This window comes from Streptomyces canus (genome assembly GCF_030815415.1).
GTDB lineage: Bacteria > Actinomycetota > Actinomycetes > Streptomycetales > Streptomycetaceae > Streptomyces > Streptomyces canus_F.
Genome location: NZ_JAUSWW010000001.1, coordinates 1675095 through 1694837, shown reverse-complemented (window position 1 = coordinate 1694837; position 19743 = coordinate 1675095). Strand labels below are relative to the sequence as shown.

The window sequence follows — 19743 nt, the reverse complement described above, 5'->3', positions numbered from 1 at the left end:
GGCCCTCAGTGTCACCGACCCCCGGCCCCCCTGCCCGTATCACCGCGCTCGACACCTACGACATCCGCTTCCCGACCTCGCGCGAGCTCGACGGCTCCGACGCGATGAACCCGGACCCCGACTACTCGGCCGCGTACGTCGTCCTGCGCACCGACGGGACCGACGGACACGAGGGGCACGGCTTCAGCTTCACCATCGGGCGGGGCAACGAGGTCCAGGTGGCCGCCATCCACGCGCTCAGGCACCACGTGATCGGCCGGGACGTCGACGAACTCTGCGCCGACCCGGGGACCCTCAACCGCGACCTGATCGGCGACAGCCAGCTGCGCTGGCTCGGCCCCGAGAAGGGCGTGATGCACATGGCGATCGGCGCCGTCATGAACGCCGTGTGGGATCTGGCCGCCAAGCGCGCCGACAAGCCGCTGTGGCGGCTGCTCGCCGACGCCGACCCCGAGTGGCTGGTCGCCCAGATCGACTTCCGCTACCTCACGGACGTCCTCACCCCCCAAGAGGCGCTGGAGATCCTCCGCAAGGGCCGGGAGGGCGCCGGGGAACGCACGGCCAGGCTGCTGGCGCGCGGCTATCCCGCCTACACGACCTCCCCCGGCTGGCTCGGCTACAGCGACGAGAAGCTCACCCGGCTCGCCACCCAGGCCGTCGCCGACGGCTTCCGGCAGATCAAGCTGAAGGTCGGCGCGGACCTCGACGACGACGTACGGCGCTGCCGCGTCGCCCGCCAGGTCGTCGGCCCCGGCGTCCGCATCGCCATCGACGCCAACCAGCGCTGGGACGTCGACGAGGCGATCCGCTGGACCAAGGCCCTCGCCGAGTTCGACCCCTACTGGATCGAGGAGCCCACCAGCCCCGACGACATCCTCGGCCACGCGACGATCCGTCAGGCCGTCGCCCCGGTGAAGGTGGCCACCGGCGAGCACGTCCAGAACCGTGTCGTCTTCAAGCAGCTCCTCCAGGCCGGCGCCCTCGACGTCGTCCAGATCGACGCGGCCCGCGTCGGCGGCGTCCACGAGAACCTTGCGATCCTGCTGCTCGCCGCGAAGTTCGGTGTACCGGTGTGCCCCCACGCGGGCGGCGTCGGACTGTGCGAACTTGTCCAGCACCTGTCGATGTTCGACTACGTGGCGGTCACCGGCACCACCGAGGACCGGGTCATCGAGTACGTCGATCATCTGCACGACCACTTCCTCGACCCGGTGGTGATCAGGGAAGGTCACTACACGGCACCCGCCTCGCCGGGCTTCTCGGCCGCCATGAAGGCCGAGTCGATCGCGCGGTACACATTCCCGGACGGCGCCTTCTGGGCCGCCGACCTCGAGACCTCGGGCAAGAAGGGGCACGCGGCATGAGTGACTTCGAGGGGCTGAGGGCCCTGGTGACCGGCGGCGCCTCCGGCATCGGCCGGTCCACCGCCGAACTCCTGGCCGCGCGCGGTGCCCGGGTCGCCGTCCTCGACCTGGACCCCTCGTCGGTGGCGGAGCCGCTGCTCGGCTTCAAGGCCGACGTCAGCGACGACGCCTCGGTGCGCGAGGCGGTCGCCGCCGCCGTCGCGTGGCTCGGCGGCCTCGACATACTGGTCAACAACGCGGGCATCGGCGCCCAGGGCACCGTCGAGGACAACGACGACGCCGAGTGGCACCGCGTCCTGGACGTCAATGTGGTGGGCATGGTCCGCGCGGCCCGTGCCGCACTCCCGCACCTGCGCCGGTCGGAGCATGCGGCGATCGTCAACACCTGCTCCATCGCCGCCACCGCGGGCCTGCCGCAGCGCGCCCTCTACAGCGCGACCAAGGGTGCCGTGCACTCCCTCACCCTCGCGATGGCCGCCGACCACGTCCGCGAGGGCATCCGCGTCAACTGCGTCAACCCCGGCACCGCCGACACGCCCTGGATCGGCCGCCTCCTCGACAGGGCCCCCGACCCCGCCGCCGAGCGCGCCGCCCTGGAGGCCCGTCAGCCCACCGGCCGTCTCGTCTCGGCGGACGAGGTCGCGGGCGCCATCGCCTATCTGGCGAGCCCGCTGTCCGGCGCCACCACCGGCACCTCCCTCGCGGTCGACGGCGGCATGCACGGCCTGCGACTGCGCCCGGCGGGCCGGTGAGGACCCCGCGCACCCCCAGCGGCCTGGGGTTCGGAGCGGCCGGCATCGGCAACCTCTTCACGGAGGTCACCGACGAGCAGGCGTACGAGGCCGTGTCCGCCGCCTGGCAGCGCGGCATCCGCTACTACGACACCGCGCCCCACTACGGCATCGGCCTCTCCGAACGCCGCCTCGGCGCGGCCCTGCGCGAGCACCCGCGCGAGGAGTACACGATCTCGACGAAGGTCGGCCGCCGCCTGGAACCGTGGGCCGGCGGCGGTGACGACCTCGCGGACGGCTTCGCGGTGCCCGCCACGCACCGTCGCGTCTGGGACTTCACCGAGGACGGCATCCGACGCACCCTGGACGCCAGTCTGGAACGGCTCGGCCTCGACCGCGTCGACGTCGTCTACCTCCACGACCCCGACGACCACGCCGAAGCGGCCTTCCGGCAGGGCTACCCGGCCCTGGAGAAGCTCCGCTCGGAGGGCGTGGTCGGTGCGATCGGCGCCGGCATGAACCAGACGGAGATGCTGACCCGCTTCGTCCGCGACACCGACGTCGACGTGGTGCTGTGCGCGGGGCGCTACACCCTGCTGGACCACAGCGCGCTGACCGACCTGCTGCCCGCGGCCGTGGCCCGCGGCACCTCCGTCGTCGTCGGCGGCGCCTTCAACTCCGGCCTGCTGGCCGACCCGCGCCCGGGAGCGACGTACGACTACACCAGCGCGCCGCCCGAGTTGCTGGACCGGGCGCTGCGCCTGAAGTCGGTCGCCGAACGTCACGGCATCACCCTGCGGGCCGCCGCCCTGGCCTTCTGCGCGGCCCACCCCGCGGTGACCAGCGTCCTCGTCGGCGCCCGCTCGGCCGCCGAAGTCCACGACTGCGCCGACCAGTTCGAGACCGCGGTACCACCGGAGTTCTGGCAGGAACTCAGGGACACCGGATTCCTGCCGGCAAAGGAGCCGTCATGAGAGTCGCCCTGCACACCAAGGTCCGCGCCGATCGCATCGCCGAGTACGACGCGGCCCACCGCGAGGTCCCGAAGGAACTCACCGACGCGATCCGCGCCGCCGGCGCCACCTCCTGGACCATCTGGCGCAGCGGCACCGACCTCTTCCACGTCCTGGAGTGCGAGGACTACGGCCGGCTCCTCGCCGAACTGGAGAAACTGCCCGTCAACGTCGCCTGGCAGGCCCGCATGGCCGAGCTCCTCGACGTCGTGCACGACTACTCCGACCAGGGCGCGGCCGCCGGCCTGCCCGTCGTATGGGAACTGCCGTGACGGTCGACGCGCACCACCACCTCTGGGACCTGTCGGTGCGCGACCAGGACTGGATCGCCGAGGACAGCCCGATCCGGCGGGACTTCACCGTCGCCGACCTCGCCCTCGAGGCAGCCGCCGCCGGAGTGGACCGGACGGTACTCGTCCAGACGGTCACCGTCGCCGAGGAGACCCCGGAGTTCCTGGCGCTGGCCGCCGCACACGACCTGATCGCCGGTGTCGTCGGCTGGACCGATCTCACCCGTCCCGACATCGCCGACGAACTGGCCCGCCTCAGGGAACTCCCCGGCGGCCGATACCTCAAGGGCATCCGCCACCAGGTCCAGGGAGAGCCCGACCCGGAATGGCTGCTGCGGGCGGACGTACGGCGGGGTCTCGCCGCCGTGGCCGCGGCAGGCCTCGTCTACGACCTCCTCGTCCTGCCCCACCAGCTGCCCGCCTGCGTCAAAGCAGCCGCCGCACTGCCCCACCCACCTTTGTCCTGGACCACTTGGGCAAGCCACCCATCGCCTCCGGAGCCCTCGAACCCTGGGCCGGCGACCTCCGCGCCCTCGCCGCGCACCCCAACACGGTCTGCAAGCTCTCCGGCATGGTCACCGAGGCCGACCTCGCCGCCTGGACCGTCGAGGACCTGCGCCCGTACGCCGACGTCGTGCTGGAAGCCTTCGGCCCGGACCGTCTGATGTTCGGCTCGGACTGGCCGGTGTGCGGCCTGGCGGCGACCTACGCCCAAGTCCTGGACGCGGCACAGGAACTGGTCGGCTCCCCTGACCGGCGGATCTTCGAAACGACCGCCACCCGGGTCTACGACCTCTGAGCCACCCCCGCCAGCCTCGTCGGCGGCAGATACTCCCGCACAAACGTCCGCTCCCAGCAGGCGCCCGTCTCCCGCAGCTCGCGCCAGTTCGTGTACCGGTAGCGGAAGAGGCGGGCGCGGATGTAGCGGGGCGGTGCGTCGGGCGGGAAGGGCGAGCGGCGCAGCAGTTTGAGGGTGTCGCGGTCGTTCTCCAGGAGCCGTTCCACGAAGGTGCCGAACCAGGAACCGGCGTAGGACGGGGACAGTGCGGCGAACCACATCAGCCAGTCCAGGCGCAGGTGGTACGGCGCGAACTGGCGCGGCCAGTGCCGGGGGTCGCCGGGCTTGCCCTTGAACTCGTACTCCCGCCAGTCCGAGTCCTCGCGCGGCACCTCGTCGGCGGTGCCCTCGACCACCACCTCGTACCGGAACCGGCTGACACTGCCGAACGCCCCGTAGGTGTTGACCAGATGGAGCGGGTCGAAGGAGCGGTTCATGATCTGGCGGCGGGAGATCATGTTCGTCACCGGGTGGTAGCTGAGGTACGCGATCAGCGCCGCGACGGCCAGGACCACGATCTCGTACCAGAGCGGGGCGGCGGGCCGGGAGGGCGGGTCGCCCGGGACGTCCAGCGCCGAGACCGCGAGCACGATCGTGATCCAGTTCAGCCAGGAGAAGTTGCCCGACAGGACCAGCCACAGCTGGGTGACGATCATCAGGGACGCGGCCGCCGTGGCGATCGGCTGCGGGGTGAACAGCAGGACGGGGACGACGAGTTGGGTGAAGTGGTTCGCCGCCACCTCGGCCCGGTGCAGCGGGCGGGGGAGATGGTGGAAGAACCAGCTCAGCGGGCCCGGCATCGGCTGGGTCTCGTGGTGGTAGTCCAGGCAGGTCAGCTTCCGCCAGCACGCGTCGCCGCGCATCTTGATCAGCCCCGCGCCGAACTCCACCCGGAACAGGATCCAGCGCAGCAGGAACAGGACGACGATCGGCGGGGCCACCTCGTCGTTGCCGAGGAACACGGCGAGGAAGCCGACTTCGAGAAGCAGGGACTCCCAGCCGAAGCCGTACCAGGTCTGGCCGACGTTGACGATCGACAGATACAGCATCCATGGCACCAGCCACAGCACCATGCCGCCCCACAACGGCAGTTGCGCGTCGAGGCCGGCGAGCAGCGCCGCCGAGATCGCGCAGCCCGACCAGGCGCAGGCCGCGAAGAAGCGGTCCGAGTAGTGCAGGTGGAACAGGCTCGGTGCCGCCCTGAAAGGGATCCGCTGGACATAGCGGGGGATGGGCAGCATGCCGCGTGCGCCGAGCAGCGCCCGGAACTGCAGGGCCGCCGTCAGGAACGCGACGAGGTACACGCCGGCCAGGGCCCGTTGGAAGACCAGCCGGCTCAGCCAGTAGTCGGGTGCGGTGAACCAGTCCACGCCAGTGCTCCTCCGTCCATTGTCGCGCCGGAACCCTAGGTCACACTCCGTGTACCGAGCCTCCGCTTGCGTAACCCAAGTGAGTGAAGCAGACAATGGTGACGAAAAACCCGGCTTGAGGCGGGAGAGCACGGTGCGTCCATCCACCGGAACCTTCGTCACGGCCTGCGCGCTCGCGACGGCACTGATCGTCGTCGGCCGCGTCGGCTCCGGCGACGAGAGCACGCAGTCCAGCGAAGAACTCTTTCTCCAGCCCGTCGCGTCCCAGGGCCCCGACCCCTTCACGGACTCGACGCAGACCTCGACGGCCATCCCTTCGCCCGTCACCCGGACGCAGCAACCGGCGCGGTCGGCCGTGCGGTCGATCTCCGGCGGGACGCCCGGCCTGTACGGCGGCACCGCCGGGTCCGGCAGCTGTGACGTGAACCGGCAGATCGGCCGGCTCACGGCGGACCCGGCCAAGGGGCGGGCCTTCGCACAGGTCGAGGGCATCTCCGAGGACTCGATCCCGTCGTATCTGCGCTCGCTGACCTCGGTCGTGCTGCGCGCCGACACCCGCGTCACAAACCACGGCTACCGGGACGGGCGCACCACCACCTACCAGTCCGTCCTCCAGAGCGGCACCGCGGTCCTCGTCGACACCCGGGGCGTGCCGCGGGTCCGCTGCGCCTGCGGCAACCCGCTCACGCCCCCGCGGGCGACGAGCGGCGGCACGGTCACCAGCGGGCGGCCGTGGTCCGGCTACCGGCACGGGCAGGTGGTCGTGGTGGCCCCGACGCCCCGGGTGATCACCCACATCACGATCATCGACATCGTCGACAACACCTGGATCGAGCGGCGCTGCGGGCATGACACCCGGCACGACCACGTCGTACCGCGTCCGCAGCCGGTGGCGCCGACGTCCACGCATCCGCCGAGCCCCTCCGAGAGCGACTCCGGCGCGCCGCCGAGCCGGTCCGACACGAGTCCGCACACGGACGCGAGCGCCGGTGAGAGCGCCTCCCCGAGCGACGAGAACTCCGCGCCGCACAGCCCGGCGACCGACTGCGCCACCCCGACCGCCACCGTCACCCCGGGCGTCCCCGTGACGGGCACTCCCGCCCCCGAGGACCCCGCCTGCCCCGCCGCGACGGTCACGGCGACGCCTCCGGCCGAGGCGGTACCCGACGAGCCCACGGTCGAGGAACCGTCGGGCACGGAGGAGGTCGGTCCGCAGACCGTCCCGGACGCCCCCGACGTCCCCGACGGCGGGGGCCTGATCCCCGACGGTCCGGACGAGCCGACGGTGACCGACAGCATCTTCGACAGCCCCGCCGGCGTATTCGGAGGCTGACCCCCACAGGTCGGTCCCTACCAGTCGAAGAATCAGACAAACCCTGGCAAGGTGGGCCCATGGTTGATCGGGGAGCGAGCGCCCCGTCACTCCCGGACGACTGGCCCGCCCACCCGGACCCGATCCTGGCGCTCAACCGCATGGGCAGCTTCGACTGGGACCTGGACACCGGTCTGTTCTACATGGACGCCCAGGCCCACGAGGTCTTCGACCTGCGCCCCGACGAATACAACGGTCACCCCGAGACCCTCGCGATCCGCGTCCCGTCCCCGGAGGCGTACCGGCTCGACGCCCTGGTCTCCCAGGCCATGAAGGACGGCAGCGAGAACTACGGCACCTACTTCCGCATCCGCTGCCGCAACGGCTCGCTGCGCTGGACCCACACCCAGGGCTACATCCGGCGCGACGAGACGGGCCGTCCGCGCCGCATCGTCGGCATCGTCCGTGACGCCACCCAGGAAGTCCAGGACATCGAGGACCGCCGCAGACAGGCCGGCCGGGACGAGGCCCGGCAGGAGCAGACCAACGTCGTCCAGCTCACCACGGCGGCCCTCGCGTACGCCCGCACCATCGACGACGTCATCGACGTCCTCAAGGACACCCACGGTCTCACCCACCTCGGCGCCACCAGCCTGGTCATGGGTCTGGTCGAGGCGGGCCGCATCCGGCTGGTCGCGGAGGGCCCCGCGGGCAGCTTCGTCCCCGGCACCGATGTCACCCGCATCGACGAGCCGTACCCGATGAGCGAGGTCGTGCGCACCCTGACCCCGCGCTTCATCGAGTCGCCCCAGGAGTTCGCCGAGAGCTATCCGCTGCTGTGGCCGCACATCACCGACCTGAACATCACCTCGGCCGCCTATCTCCCGCTGATCGCCCAGGCCCGGCCCATCGGCGCCATGGGCCTGCTCTACAGCGACCGGCGCGGCTTCTCGCCCGAGGACCGCAACGTCCTCGTCGCGCTGGGCTCCAGCATCGCGCAGAGCCTGCAACGCGCCATGTTCTACGAGCAGGAGAAAGACCTCGCCAGCGGGCTCCAGCAGGCCATGCTGCCGCGCACCATCCCCAGCGTGCGCGGCGCCGACGTCGCCGTCCGCTACCGCTCGGCCGCCTTCGGCCGGGACATCGGCGGCGACTGGTACGACCTCATCCCGCTGCCCGGCGGCCGGGTCGGCGCCGTCATCGGCGACGTCCAGGGCCACGACACCCACGCCGCCGCCGTCATGGGCCAGCTGCGGATCGTTCTGCGCGCCTACGCCGCCGAGGGGCACACGCCCGCCACCGTGATGGCCCGCGCCTCCGTCTTCCTGCACGAACTGGACACCGACCGCTTCGCGACCTGCCTGTACGCCGAGGCGGACCTCGCCACCGGAGTCGTCCAGGTCGTCCGGGCAGGCCATATCGACCCCCTCGTACGGCGGGCCGACGGCAGCTGCCGCCGTGTTCCGGTCGAGGGCGGGCTACCGCTCGGTCTGTCCGCCGAGTTCGGGTGTCTGGAGTACCCCGTCGGCACGGTCGAGCTCGACCCCGGCAACACGCTGATGCTGTGCACCGACGGCCTGGTCGAGACGCCGGGCGCCGATCTCGACGACGGCATGCAGACCCTCACCGCCCTCATCGCCTCCGGTCCCGCGGACGTCCGCGACCTCGCGGACCGGCTGATCGACGTGGCCGAGGAACGCGGCGGCGACGACGACGTGGCCCTGCTCCTGCTGCGCCGCCGGGGCCTGGACGTCCCGCAGTCCGGCGGCCGGCTCCAGCAGCACGTCGCTTCGGGCGATCCGGAGGCGCTGTCCGAGGCCCGGCACATGATCCGCGCGGCGGTCCGGGGCTGGGGCGCCCGGGACCGGGCCGACGAGATCGAGCTGGTCGCCGACGAACTGGTCACCAACGCCCTCATGCACACCGAGGGCTCCGCCATCGTCACCCTGCGGGTCCTGGCCGGCTCCGACCGCCGGCTCCGCGTGGAGGTCGAGGACTCCTCCAGCGCCCTGCCGCGCCGCCGCGAGGCGGGGGAGTCGGGAGTCTCCGGGCGGGGCCTGCTCCTGGTCGACCTGCTCACCGACGTGTGGGGCGTGGAGGCGCGGGGCGGCGGCAAGTGCGTGTGGTGCGAGTTCGTGGTGCGGGAACGGAGCTGAGCTGAGCACTCCGGCCTCCGGTGGCACTCTGGACGTATGCCGGAACTCCCCGAGGTCGAAGCGCTCAAGGACTTCCTGACCGAGAACCTGGTCGGCCACGAGATCGTGCGGGTGCTGCCCGTGGCGATCAGCGTCCTGAAGACGTACGACCCTCCGCTCAGCGCCCTGGAGGGCCACGAGGTCACCGCGGTGCGCCGGCACGGCAAGTTCCTGGACCTCGTCACCGACGCCGGCCCGCACTTCGTGACCCACCTGGCCCGCGCCGGCTGGCTGCACTGGAAGGACCGGCTCCCCGACGGCCCGCCCCGCCCCGGCAAGGGCCCCCTCGCCCTGCGGGTGGCCCTGGAGACGGGCGCCGGCTTCGACCTGACCGAGGCGGGCACGCAGAAGCGCCTCGCCGTGTACGTCGTCGGGGACCCCCAGGACGTCCCGGGCGTGGCCCGGCTGGGCCCCGACCCGCTCGCGGACGGCTTCGACGAGCGGCGGTTCGCGGACCTGCTGAAGGACGAACGCCGCCGGCTCAAGGGCGCCCTGCGCGACCAGAGCCTGATCGCCGGAGTCGGCAACGCCTACAGCGACGAGATCCTCCACGCGGCGAAGATGTCCCCCTTCAAACTGGCCGCCTCCCTCACCCCGGAAGAGACGGGACGTCTGTACGAGGCGCTGAGAGGCACCCTCACGGAGGCGGTCGAACGCTCCCGCGGTGTCGCGGCCGGGCGGCTGAAGGCCGAGAAGAAGAGCGGTCTGCGGGTCCACGGCCGTACCGGCGAACCCTGTCCCGTGTGCGGCGACACGGTCCGCGAGGTCTCCTTCAGCGACTCCTCCCTCCAGTACTGCCCGACCTGCCAGACGGGCGGAAAGCCCCTCGCGGACCGCAGGATGTCGAGGCTGCTCAAGTAGCGCGTCAGCCGTGTTCGGTCTGGCGCCCGTACGTCACCGGCGCGCCCGTGAACGCGTCGAGGAGGACCCGTTCGCCGAGCTTGCTCTTCAGTTTCACGGTCACGTTCTCCATGAGCAGGTCGGAGGTGCACGGGCCGTCGTTCGTTCCGACGATCGCCGCGGACAGCACCACACTGCCGTCGGTCTCCAGGGCGCGCACGGCGGGCCCGTCGTCGCAGGCTCCGTGGCCCGCGAGGACGGTGACGGACCGGCCGTCCGCGCTGGTCCTGATGAACTGCTCCAGCGGCATCTGCCCGTCCGTGGGAGTCTCCCGGGCGGGTCCGATCGGGGACTTGGGAAGTTCCGAGGGTTCGATCGCTACGCGCTTGAGCGGGGTGTCGTACCCCTTCAGCGTGAACAGCCAGGCCGGGACGGTGGCCGGACCCCGGCTGGTGACCAGGGTCGTCTTGCCCAACGTCGCCTCGGTCACGGTCAGATGCGGTCCGTCGTCACCGCCGCGCGCCACGCTGTCGTAGGCCTGCCGGGCGTCCATGAGGGGCAGGGCGAGCGAACCGCCGCTCCTCCACTCGACCTTGCCCTTCTCGGGCGAGGTGGTGGGCAGTTCACCGTCGAGGACGAAGTTCTGTGCCCCGTAGGCCATCTTGTCGGCGGTGCTGCGGAAGGCGTTGTCGGGCAGCTGGACCACGTCCGCCATCGGGTAGTACCCCTTGCGCCACACCTCGGCCGCCCGTGAACCGTCCCAGGCCTCGGCCACCTTCTGGGCCCGGGACCTGGACTCGCCGCTCTGGGCGCGTGAGCCGTGTTCGCTGCCGCAGCCGGCGAGGAGCAGTGCGAGCGGAACCAATAGACCGGCAGTTCGAGCGACGTGTGTACGCATGCGTTCCCCCAGGACCGAACGGTTGTCGCTCCTGAGACGCCGGGACCGTGCTCGGCGTTCGCTCTCAGCCGGAGTTGAGTGTCACCAGGTGCTCGCCGTCCATGGTGCGGACCTCGTACCGGGCGATCTGGTCGGGGTGGTAGGACGAGGCGCCGTTCATGATCAGCTCACGGGCGTCGTGGCGCGGGACGCTCCAGGTGGTGACCGTCTCCTCGGTGCCGTCGTGGCCGACGATCACCAGGAGACAGGTGCGGGGGCCCGCCCCGTCCTTCACCTTCAGCTCCACCTGGGCGCCCGCGGTCTCGTCCGCGGCCGTGACCTGGGCCCATACGCCGGACCGTGCGTCGGTCGCCTCGATCCGCCGGGCGGCCTTGTCCCCGCCGCCGGCGACGACCACGATCCCGGGGCCTGCCACCGCGAACGCGACGGTCGCCGCCACGGCGCACAGGAACCGCCTGCGTCCGGACCGATGGCGCGCCCCCACCTCGGAGAGCAGCCGGTCCAGCATCCGGGGGCCGGGCTTGGCCAGCGGACTCACGAACTGGGGGGTGGAGCGCCGGTACAGCATCAGCTGACGGGTTATGGGGCCGAATTCGGTGACGTGCGCCGCGCACCGAGGGCACTCCATGAGGTGATCCTCGAAGCGGAAGGCGTCCGCCTCGTCCAGCACGCCGAGCGCGTACGCGGCGACGTCGCGATGCCTCTCCTGGGACCTCATGCGGAATCCTCGTGCCGTTGGGTGTGGGTGGGGTTACTCCTTGCTCCCACCCGTACGCACCGGACCGTCGAATCACTCAAGCCCCGCACAGAATCGCAACCATTGGATTCGGAGCGGCCAAACACGAGGATTGGTCCCGTTCGAAAAAAGTCCGGGACCGCCTCCTCCGGGACCGCGCACGGCCGGAATCCCCCGGCTGCGCATGGCTCAGAACAGATGGATGGCGAGATGCCCGAGCGGCAGCCCGAGCTGCCAGGCCTTCGTCCACACCTGCGGACCCTCGTCGTCGCCGACGCCCGAACCGCCGCCGGGGACCGCGTTGAGGTCCGGGGCGAGGAGTTCGGTCTCCTCCAACCATTGCCAGGCCGCCTCGGCCAGGTCCAAGTCGGGTGCGGGAGCCCCGGATTCGATCGCCTCGGCCGCGAGCCCCGCCATCCGCTCGCGCACCCAGTCCTGCCACGGCTGGTCGTACGCCGTCAGCGACAGCCAGGTCTCCAGCTGGGAGACGACCCGGATGCCGGACAGCTCGCCGTCGGTGTCGGACAGGAAGATGGTCAGCGCCAGGGCGTCGCGCCCGGCGCGGAACTCGAAGGACGTCGGCGGCATCAGATCGCCGGTCCGCAGCAGCTCCTCGGCGATGTACTCGGCGTACAACCAGGCCATGGGGACGGTGAGTTCGCCGCCGCCGGCGCCGTCCGTGCTCTCTTGACCTCTGTGCAGCATCCCTTCCTGCCTTCCTCCGGTGCGTGCGCGTCGCCCGTTGCCGGGCCTGGGGCCCTGGCGCTGGATTTCCGCCTGCCCCGCGGCGTCTGGCACGCACGCTCGCCGCGTTGCCGAACCGTCCACGTGGCTCCGCCACGTGGACGCTCCGGCGCCTTGCGATCGCACGCACCAGACGCCGCGGGGCCCGCCCTACGGGCGGACGGCGGAAATCCAGCGCCAGGACCCCATCCGAAACACGGATGAAGACAGCCGATTACTCAACCATGGTCCTCAGCAAGGCGCTTTGCGAAGGCTTTGCCGCAACATGGGTTTCAGCGCAGGTCGGCCGCATATCCGGGCAGGACCCGGCGCAGGGCACGCAGCGCGTAGTACGCGCGGGACTTCACGGTACCGGGCGGAATCCCGAGCGTTGCCGCGGCCTCCGCCACACTCGCCCCCTGGAAATACACCAGCACCAGGACTTCACGGTGCTCCGGAGTGAGTGTCTTCACAGCCTCGCGCACATCGAGGGTCGCCGCCGCCCGCTCGGCGTGATCGGCGCAGACCCGCGCGTTCTCCAGGATCGCGTCCCCGACCTCCGGCGGACGCGCCTGCCGGGCCCGCCGCGCGTCGATCGCCAGCCGCCGTCCCACGGTCAGCAGCCAGGGCCGTACGGAATCGAAGTCGTCGGCGCGCAGCGCCTCGGGATGCTGCCAGGCCCGTACGAGGGTCTCCTGGACGAGGTCCTCGGCGCGCTGCCGGTCTCCGTCGCACAGCCGGAGCAGCAGCGCGAAGAGAGGCCGGCCGTGCTCCCGCTGCAGTGCGGCGAGCTCGTGCTCGGCGGTCGTCCCGTTCGTGAGTGTGGTTCCGGCCGTCATGGCCGTATGGCATCGCAGCGTGCGGGCGAGGGACAGGCCACGTACCCGGATCTGCGCTGGACGGTCGATCGCGTCGACGAACGGTACGGCGAACGGTTCCCTCCACATCGCCCATAGGGCGAATGAACGGCCCGGGCAGTTTGCGGCTGTGCTCATCTTCGTACCTATTTGTGCGTAAATATGATCACAGTGGGGTGAGCTGATGATTGCACGCAGACGACAGGTGGCCCTGGCCCTCACGGCCCTCCTGGCCGCGGGCGCCGCCTGCCAGGCCCAGGACCACGAACCTCCCGAACGCCCCGGCCGTCCGGCCCCGTCCGCCGACGGGTCCCGCGGCTTCACGCTCGTCGCCTCCGGCGACGTCCTCCCGCACAGCTCCATCATCGACCGCGCCCGCTTCGACGCGGGCGGTACCGGCTACGACTTCCGCCCGATGCTGTCCGGTGTCGAACCGGTGGTCTCCCGCGCCGATCTGGCGCTGTGTCACATGGAGACCGTCTACGGCGCCGACGGCGACTACACCGGATACCCCGCCTTCAAGGCCCCGCCCGAAGTCGCCGCGGGCCTCGCCGCCACCGGCTACGACGGCTGTTCCACCGCCTCCAACCACAGCCTCGACGACGGCGCCCAGGGCATCGGCCGCACCCTCGACGCCCTTGACCGTCAGGGCGTACGGCACGCCGGCAGCGCACGCACCGAGGCCGAGGCGCGGACCGTCACGGTGCTGCGCGCGGGCGCCGCGAAGGTCGCCCACCTCGCGTACACCTACGACACCAACGGCTACCCCCTGCCGCCGGGGCAGCCCTGGGCCGTCAACCTCATCGACGAGGGCAAGATCCTCGCCGACGCCCGCGCCGCCCGGCAGGCCGGTGCCGACGTGGTCGTCGTGTCCGTGCACTGGGGCACCGAATGGCAGGACGCCCCCGACGACCGGCAGCTCGCACTGGCGCGCTCCCTCACCGCGGCCCGTACCGGCGGCCGCCCCGACATCGACCTGATCCTCGGCACCCATGCCCATGTCCCGCAGGCGTACGAGAAGGTGAACGGCACCTGGGTGGTCTACGGCATGGGTGACCAGGTCGCCGGCGAGATGTTCAACCACGAGGGCGCGCAGGATCCGCGCGGCAACCAGTCCACCCTCGGCCGCTTCACCTTCGTCGCGCCGGTGAAGCCGGGTGGCCGCTGGGAGGTGAAGAAGGCCGAGTTCATCCCGCAGCTGTTCGACGTCGACGCCGGCCGGGTGCTGAACCTCAACGAGGTGATCGCGGCGGGCGCCGAGCTGACCGGCGTGCGCGACCGCATCCGGGAGGTGGTGCTGAGCCGGGGCGCGGCGAAGGACGGGCTGACGATGGGGCAGTAGGGAAGGAGGGGACGCCGGAGGTCAGTCCACGTCCACGTGGTCGAACGTCCGCAGCATCTCCTTCAGTACGCGCGCGCACGCCGTGAGCTCGGCCTCGGTCAGATCGCCGCCGACCTGCCGGTTCAGGGCGTGCTCGCGCGCGAGGATCGCGGTGATGACGGCCTCGCCGTCCTCCGTGCTGCGGATGAGCGAGGACCGCTGGTGCGCGGGGTTGGCCGTGGCCTCCGCCCAGCCGCGCTCCATCGCCTCGTTGGTCATCCGCTGCACGAACTGCCGGGTCAGCGTCATGAGCCGGCTCATCTGAGGGACCGTCATGGGCCCGTACCGGTGCAGCAGGACGAGCACGGAACGCACCCCGACGGAGACCCCCTCGACCGCCTCGCTCTGCTCCAGCTTGCGCAGGCCGCGCCGGTAGAGCGCGCCGACCAGGTCGAACACCTCGCTGACGCGGTGGCCGAGTTCATCGGGCGGCAGTGGTTCGTCGATGTCGTTCACACCGCCATTGTGACACCTGGGTTGTCAATCTCGCGAGAAGATGACACCTTGGTTGTCATGACAGTCGCTTCGGAACTGAGCTACCACCCGTCCACCGACGGAGACCTCGCCTACCGGGACCTGGGCACCGGAGACCTCGTGGTGCTGGTGCACTCCGGATTCGCCGACCACCGCGTCTTCGACGAGCAGATACCGGCGCTGGTCTCCGCGGGCTACCGGGTCGTCGCACCCGACGTGCGCGGTCACGGGTTCTCCGCCAACGCGAGCAAGCCGTTCCGCTGGGCGGACGACCTCGGCGGCCTGCTGCGCAGGCTCGACGCCGGGCCCGCGGTCCTCGTCGGTCTGTGCATGGGCTCGGCGGTGGTGACCGACACCGTGCTGGAGTACCCCGAGCTGGTCCGTGCCGTGGCCGTCTGCGGCGCCGGGACCAGCGCCTTCGAATACGCCGATCCGTGGACGCTGGAGCGCGCGGGCGAGTCGGCCCGCATGCTGGCCGCAGGGGACCTCGACGGCTGGGTCGAGGCCTTCGGCCGGAACGCGGCCGGACCGCACCGCACGGTCGACGACGTCGCCCCGGACGTCGTACGACGGCTGCGGGAGATGGCCGCGCACACCCTCTCCAAGCACACGGCAGGCGAGAAGGACTGGCTCACGCCCCTGGCCGACCCCTGGTCGCGGGTCCCGGAGATCGCGGTACCGGTCCTCGCCGTGCACGGAGCCCTCGACGCCTCCGACGCCATAGCCATGGCGGACCGGCTGGCGCACACCGTGCCCGACGGCCGCTCGGTCACCATCGAGGACGTCGGCCACTACCCGCACATGGAGAAGCCCGAGCAGTTCAACGAGATCCTGCTCGACTTCCTCCGCACCCTCTGAACGGACCTACGGGACCACGGTCACCGGCCACCGTCCGGCCTTCACCAGTCGCACCGCGACCGAGCCGACGATCCGGTGACCGGCCTGTTCGGAGGCGCCCACCACCACGGCGTCCGCCTTGAGTTCGTCCGCGGCCCTCACCAGGCCGCTGTAGGGGTCCCCGCGGAACGTGTGGAACTCCCACCGCACATCGAATATCCCCTTGGTGCGCTCGGTCGCCTCCCGGATCTGGGCGACCAGATCCTCGGCGATCTCGTCGGTCGTCTCCGCGACCGGTGCCCCGAGCGCCGCGCCCGCCGTCATCACCGGCTGCACGTACACGACCGCCAGGAGAGCGTGCTGGCGGCGGGCCAGGCCGCCCGCGTACGCCGCCGCCCGGAAGGAGGAGTCGGAGCCGTCCACTCCGACCACGATGACCTTCGGCCCGTCCGTGCCCCGCTCGAACTGGTGCGAGTGCTGTTCCGTCACGGCTGGAGGCTATCGGAATCACCGGCTCCCGCCGCCGGGCGGGGCCTCCCGACGGGCGATACCGCCCGGCTCTTCCTACAGTCGGAACATGAGTGCCACCGTCGAGGCCGTACCGGCGAAGGACACCGCGGGCCCGACACGACGGCCCGGCAGCGGCCTCCTGAGCAGGGTGCCGGAAGCCTTCGCGGCCTTCTTCGGCGCCCTCGGACTGCTGTGCCTGCTGCTCGCCTTCATCCCGCCGCTGCGCCGACTCCTGCGCCCCGTCGTCCGCCTCCTCGACCTGCTGATCGTCCCGGTCAGCGCCAACCTCGCCTACGCCGTCTTCCTCTTCCTGCTCGCCGGCGCCACCGCCGCCCGCAAGAAGGTCGCCTGGTGGCTGGTCGTCGTCTACCTGGGCCTGCTCGTCCTCGTCGACGCCCTGGGCGTGGCCGTCGGCCTGTACGCCGACTCCGTCCCGTCCCTCGTCGTGTGCGGACTCGCGCTGGCCCTGCTCGTCGTCGCCCGCAAGGAGTTCTACGGCGCCTCCCGCCGCGCCGCCGTCCGACGGGCGGTCCTCGTCCTGCTGGCCGGCCTGGTCCTGGGCATCCTGGCCGGCTGGGGCCTGGTCGAGCTCTTCCCCGGCACGCTGCCGCGCGGTCAGCGCCTGCTGTGGGCCGCCAACCGGGTCTGCGGCGGCCTGGTCTCCGGCCGCTCCTTCGACGGCGCACCGCCCCGCGCCCTGTTCTTCCTCCTCGGCCTGTTCGGCGCCCTCGCCCTCCTCAACGCCGCCACCACCCTCTTCCGCTCCCAGCGCATGGAGGCGTCCCTCCACGGCGACGAGGAGGCCCGGATCAGGGCGCTGCTGAAGGCCTACGGCGAGAAGGACTCGCTCGGCTACTTCGCCACCCGGCGCGACAAGGCCGTCGTCTTCTCGCCCAGCGGCAAGGCCGCCGTCACCTACCGCGTCGAGGCCGGCGTCTGTCTCGCCAGCGGCGACCCCGTGGGCGACCGCGAGGCCTGGCCGCACGCCATCGCCGCCTGGCTCGACGCGGCCCGCCGGCACGCCTGGGCGCCCGCCGCGATGGGTGCCTCCGAGGACGGCGCCAAGGCCTACGCCCGCGCCGGACTCGGCGCACTCCAACTCGGCGACGAGGCGATCCTGAACGTGGCCGACTTCGACCTGGGCGGCCGCGACATGCGGGTCACCCGGCAGGCCGTGAACCGGGTCCGCCGCACCGGCGCCCACTGCCGCATCCGCCGCCACGCCGCCCTCACCGACACCGAGATGGAGGAGATCGTCGACAAGGCCGACGCCTGGCGCGACACCGAGACCGAACGCGGCTTCTCCATGGCCCTGGACCGCCTCGGCGACCCCGCCGACGGCGACTGTCTCCTCGTGGAGGCCCTCGGCGAGGACGGCGAGCTGCTCGCCCTGCTGTCCCTCGTGCCCTGGGGCACCGACGGCGTCTCGCTGGACCTGATGCGCCGTGACCGCAGCGCACCCAACGGCGTCATGGAGTTCATGGTCGCCGAGCTGTGCGCCGTGGCACCCAAGTCGGGCGTCCGCCGGATCTCCCTGAACTTCGCCGTCTTCCGCTCGGTCTTCGAGGAGGGCGCCCGCATCGGCGCCGGACCCGTGCTCCGCCTCTGGCGCCGACTGCTGCTGTTCTTCTCCAAGTGGTGGCAGCTGGAAGCCCTCTACCGCTCCAACGCCAAGTACCACCCCGAGTGGTACCCGCGCTTCATCTGCTACGGCGAGACCGGCGCCCTCGCCCGCATCGGCCTCGCCTCCGGGATCGCCGAGGGCTTCGTCTCCGTACCCTCACTGCGCAAACTCTGGGGAAAAGGGCACCCGAAGACCCAGCCGCGGCCGGCCACCACCGAGGGCCTGCCGCCGCTGTCGGCGCTCGGCCTCGACGGAGGGGACGAGACCGGGACAGCCGGCCCGGATGCGGGCCTGCCCGAACAGGCCCGCATCCGGCACCAGAAGCTGGACCGGCTGCGCGCCCAGGGCATCGACCCCTACCCCGTCGGCATCCCGCAGCGCACCCACACCCTCGCCGAGGTCCGCGAGGGCGAACACGTCACCGTCGCGGGCCGGGTCATGCGGGTGCGGGATCTCGGTGGCATCGTCTTCGTCACCCTGCGGGACTGGTCCGGCGACCACCAACTCGCCCTGACCCGCGACCGCGGCGGCCTCGACGGCTTCCGCACCGACATCGACATCGGCGACCACATCACCGCGACGGGCACGGCCGGCGCCAGCGACAAGGGCGAACCCACCGTCTTCGTCACCTCCTGGCAGCTCACCGGCAAGTGCCTGCGCCCGCTCCCCGACAAACGCCGCGGCCTGACCGACCCCGAGGCCAAGGTCCGCATGCGCTATCTCGACCTCGTCTCCAGCCCGGCCGCCCGCGACGTCGTCCGCGCCCGCTCCACCGCCGTACAGGCCCTGCGCCAGGGCCTGCTGAGCCGCGGCTACCTCGAGGTCGAGACCCCGATGCTCCAGCAGATCCACGGCGGCGCCAACGCCCGCCCCTTCACCACCCACATCAACGCCTACGACCTCGACCTGTATCTGCGCATCGCCCCTGAGCTGTACCTGAAACGGCTGTGCGTCGGCGGCCTGGAGAAGGTCTTCGAGATGGGCCGCACCTTCCGCAACGAAGGTGTCTCCTACAAGCACAACCCCGAGTTCACGATGCTGGAGGCCTACCAGGCCTTCGCCGACTACGACGTCATGCTCGACCTCACCCGCGAACTCATCCAGGGCGCCGCCACCGCTGCCTTCGGCTCGCCGATCGCCCGCAAGGACGGCACCGAGTACGACATCTCCGGTGACTGGCCGGTCAAGACCGTCCACGGCGCCATCTCCGAGGCGCTCGGGGAGGAGATCGACGCCGACACGGATCTGCTGCGGCTGCACCGGCACTGCGACCGCGCGGGCGTGCCGTACACCGGCGACGACGGCCGCGGCGACGTCGTCCTGGAGATGTACGAACGGCTCGTCGAGGAGAAGACCCAGCTGCCCACCTTCTACAAGGACTTCCCGACCGACGTCTCCCCGCTCACCCGCCAGCACCGGGGGGACCCGAGGCTCGCCGAGCGCTGGGACCTGGTCGCCTTCGGCACCGAACTCGGCACCGCCTACTCCGAGCTCACCGACCCCGTCGAACAGCGCCGCCGCCTCACCGCACAGTCCCTGCTCGCCGCCGGGGGAGACCCCGAGGCGATGGAGCTCGACGAGGACTTCCTCGACGCCCTCGAGTACGCGATGCCGCCCACCGGGGGCCTCGGCATCGGCGTCGACCGGCTCGTCATGTTCCTCACCGGTCTGACGATCCGGGAGACGCTGCCGTTCCCGCTGGTGCGCCGCCGCTGACGGAGCCGTCCTAGGCCCTGTCGGCCTAGGCCGG

Annotated in this window: 17 protein-coding genes and 1 pseudogene; 11 read left to right on the top strand and 7 right to left on the bottom strand. The window is 71.5% G+C overall.

The window, feature by feature from the left end; genetic code table 11:
• Positions 1–8: 8 nt before the first annotated feature.
• From QF037_RS07990 to QF037_RS07970, 5 genes and pseudogenes are all read left to right on the top strand, one after another.
• Positions 9–1364, top strand: coding sequence for an L-fuconate dehydratase (locus QF037_RS07990; protein ID WP_307023259.1), 1356 nt, complete (start codon positions 9–11; stop codon positions 1362–1364).
• Complete coding sequence (locus tag QF037_RS07985; protein ID WP_307023257.1) at positions 1361–2116, top strand: SDR family NAD(P)-dependent oxidoreductase; 756 nt, start codon at positions 1361–1363, stop codon at positions 2114–2116. Before QF037_RS07990 ends, QF037_RS07985 begins: the two co-directional genes overlap by 4 nt.
• On the top strand, positions 2113–3069 hold the full coding sequence (locus tag QF037_RS07980) for an aldo/keto reductase (RefSeq protein ID WP_307023254.1): 957 nt from the start codon (positions 2113–2115) through the stop codon (positions 3067–3069). Before QF037_RS07985 ends, QF037_RS07980 begins: the two co-directional genes overlap by 4 nt.
• Positions 3066–3380 (top strand): L-rhamnose mutarotase, encoded by a 315-nt coding sequence (locus tag QF037_RS07975; protein ID WP_307023252.1) that lies wholly within the window; start codon positions 3066–3068, stop codon positions 3378–3380. Before QF037_RS07980 ends, QF037_RS07975 begins: the two co-directional genes overlap by 4 nt.
• Positions 3365–4197 (top strand): annotated as a pseudogene (locus QF037_RS07970) (amidohydrolase family protein). The gene QF037_RS07975 and the pseudogene QF037_RS07970 overlap by 16 nt, the downstream one beginning before the upstream one ends.
• Here the strand turns inward: QF037_RS07970 and QF037_RS07965 are convergent.
• Positions 4185–5606, bottom strand: a complete 1422-nt coding sequence (locus QF037_RS07965) for a lipase maturation factor family protein (RefSeq protein WP_307023250.1) — start codon at positions 5604–5606, stop codon at positions 4185–4187. The pseudogene QF037_RS07970 and the gene QF037_RS07965 overlap by 13 nt on opposite strands.
• Positions 5607–5739: 133 nt before the next feature.
• Between QF037_RS07965 and QF037_RS07960 the strand changes: the two genes are divergently transcribed.
• Genes QF037_RS07960 through QF037_RS07950 form a run of 3 tightly spaced genes read left to right on the top strand, consistent with a single transcriptional unit; the run spans position 5740 to position 9974 of the window.
• Positions 5740–6939, top strand: a complete 1200-nt coding sequence (locus tag QF037_RS07960; protein WP_307023248.1) for a DUF6777 domain-containing protein — start codon at positions 5740–5742, stop codon at positions 6937–6939.
• 59 nt (positions 6940–6998) lie between these two features.
• The gene (locus QF037_RS07955) at positions 6999–9074 is read left to right on the top strand and encodes a SpoIIE family protein phosphatase (RefSeq protein WP_307023246.1); all 2076 of its coding nucleotides are present in this window, start codon (positions 6999–7001) and stop codon (positions 9072–9074) included.
• A gap of 36 nt (positions 9075–9110) precedes the next feature.
• On the top strand, positions 9111–9974 hold the full coding sequence (locus tag QF037_RS07950) for an Fpg/Nei family DNA glycosylase (RefSeq protein ID WP_307023244.1): 864 nt from the start codon (positions 9111–9113) through the stop codon (positions 9972–9974).
• A 4-nt stretch (positions 9975–9978) separates the two neighbouring features.
• On the opposite strand, the gene QF037_RS07945 is transcribed toward QF037_RS07950, so the two are convergent.
• From QF037_RS07945 to QF037_RS07930, 4 genes are all read right to left on the bottom strand, one after another.
• Positions 9979–10851, bottom strand: a complete 873-nt coding sequence (locus QF037_RS07945; RefSeq protein WP_307023242.1) for a hypothetical protein — start codon at positions 10849–10851, stop codon at positions 9979–9981.
• A 64-nt stretch (positions 10852–10915) separates the two neighbouring features.
• A complete protein-coding gene (locus QF037_RS07940) occupies positions 10916–11569 on the bottom strand; it encodes an anti-sigma factor family protein (RefSeq protein WP_266885147.1) in 654 nt (217 codons plus the stop codon).
• Between the two features lie 207 nt (positions 11570–11776).
• On the bottom strand, positions 11777–12292 hold the full coding sequence (locus tag QF037_RS07935) for a hypothetical protein (protein ID WP_307023240.1): 516 nt from the start codon (positions 12290–12292) through the stop codon (positions 11777–11779).
• Between the two features lie 311 nt (positions 12293–12603).
• Positions 12604–13149: a sigma-70 family RNA polymerase sigma factor gene (locus QF037_RS07930; protein ID WP_266899167.1), complete on the bottom strand. Its 546-nt coding sequence runs from the start codon at positions 13147–13149 to the stop codon at positions 12604–12606.
• Positions 13150–13351: 202 nt separating this feature from the next.
• Here QF037_RS07930 and QF037_RS07925 point away from each other — a divergent pair, with 202 nt between their 5' ends.
• Positions 13352–14509: a CapA family protein gene (locus tag QF037_RS07925; protein ID WP_307023237.1), complete on the top strand. Its 1158-nt coding sequence runs from the start codon at positions 13352–13354 to the stop codon at positions 14507–14509.
• 21 nt (positions 14510–14530) lie between these two features.
• Here QF037_RS07925 and QF037_RS07920 read toward each other — a convergent pair whose 3' ends face one another.
• Complete coding sequence (locus tag QF037_RS07920; RefSeq protein ID WP_307023235.1) at positions 14531–15004, bottom strand: MarR family winged helix-turn-helix transcriptional regulator; 474 nt, start codon at positions 15002–15004, stop codon at positions 14531–14533.
• Between the two features lie 57 nt (positions 15005–15061).
• Here QF037_RS07920 and QF037_RS07915 point away from each other — a divergent pair, with 57 nt between their 5' ends.
• Positions 15062–15880, top strand: a complete 819-nt coding sequence (locus QF037_RS07915) for an alpha/beta fold hydrolase (protein ID WP_307023233.1) — start codon at positions 15062–15064, stop codon at positions 15878–15880.
• A 6-nt stretch (positions 15881–15886) separates the two neighbouring features.
• Here the strand turns inward: QF037_RS07915 and QF037_RS07910 are convergent, their stop codons facing one another.
• Entirely contained in the window at positions 15887–16348 is a 462-nt protein-coding gene (locus QF037_RS07910; protein ID WP_266885137.1) for a universal stress protein, read from the bottom strand.
• A gap of 88 nt (positions 16349–16436) precedes the next feature.
• Here QF037_RS07910 and lysX point away from each other — a divergent pair, with 88 nt between their 5' ends.
• Positions 16437–19709 carry a bifunctional lysylphosphatidylglycerol synthetase/lysine--tRNA ligase LysX gene (lysX, locus tag QF037_RS07905; protein WP_307023230.1) on the top strand — a complete coding sequence of 1091 codons (3273 nt, stop codon included), beginning with the start codon at positions 16437–16439 and terminating at the stop codon, positions 19707–19709.
• The last annotated feature ends 34 nt before the right edge of the window (positions 19710–19743 follow it).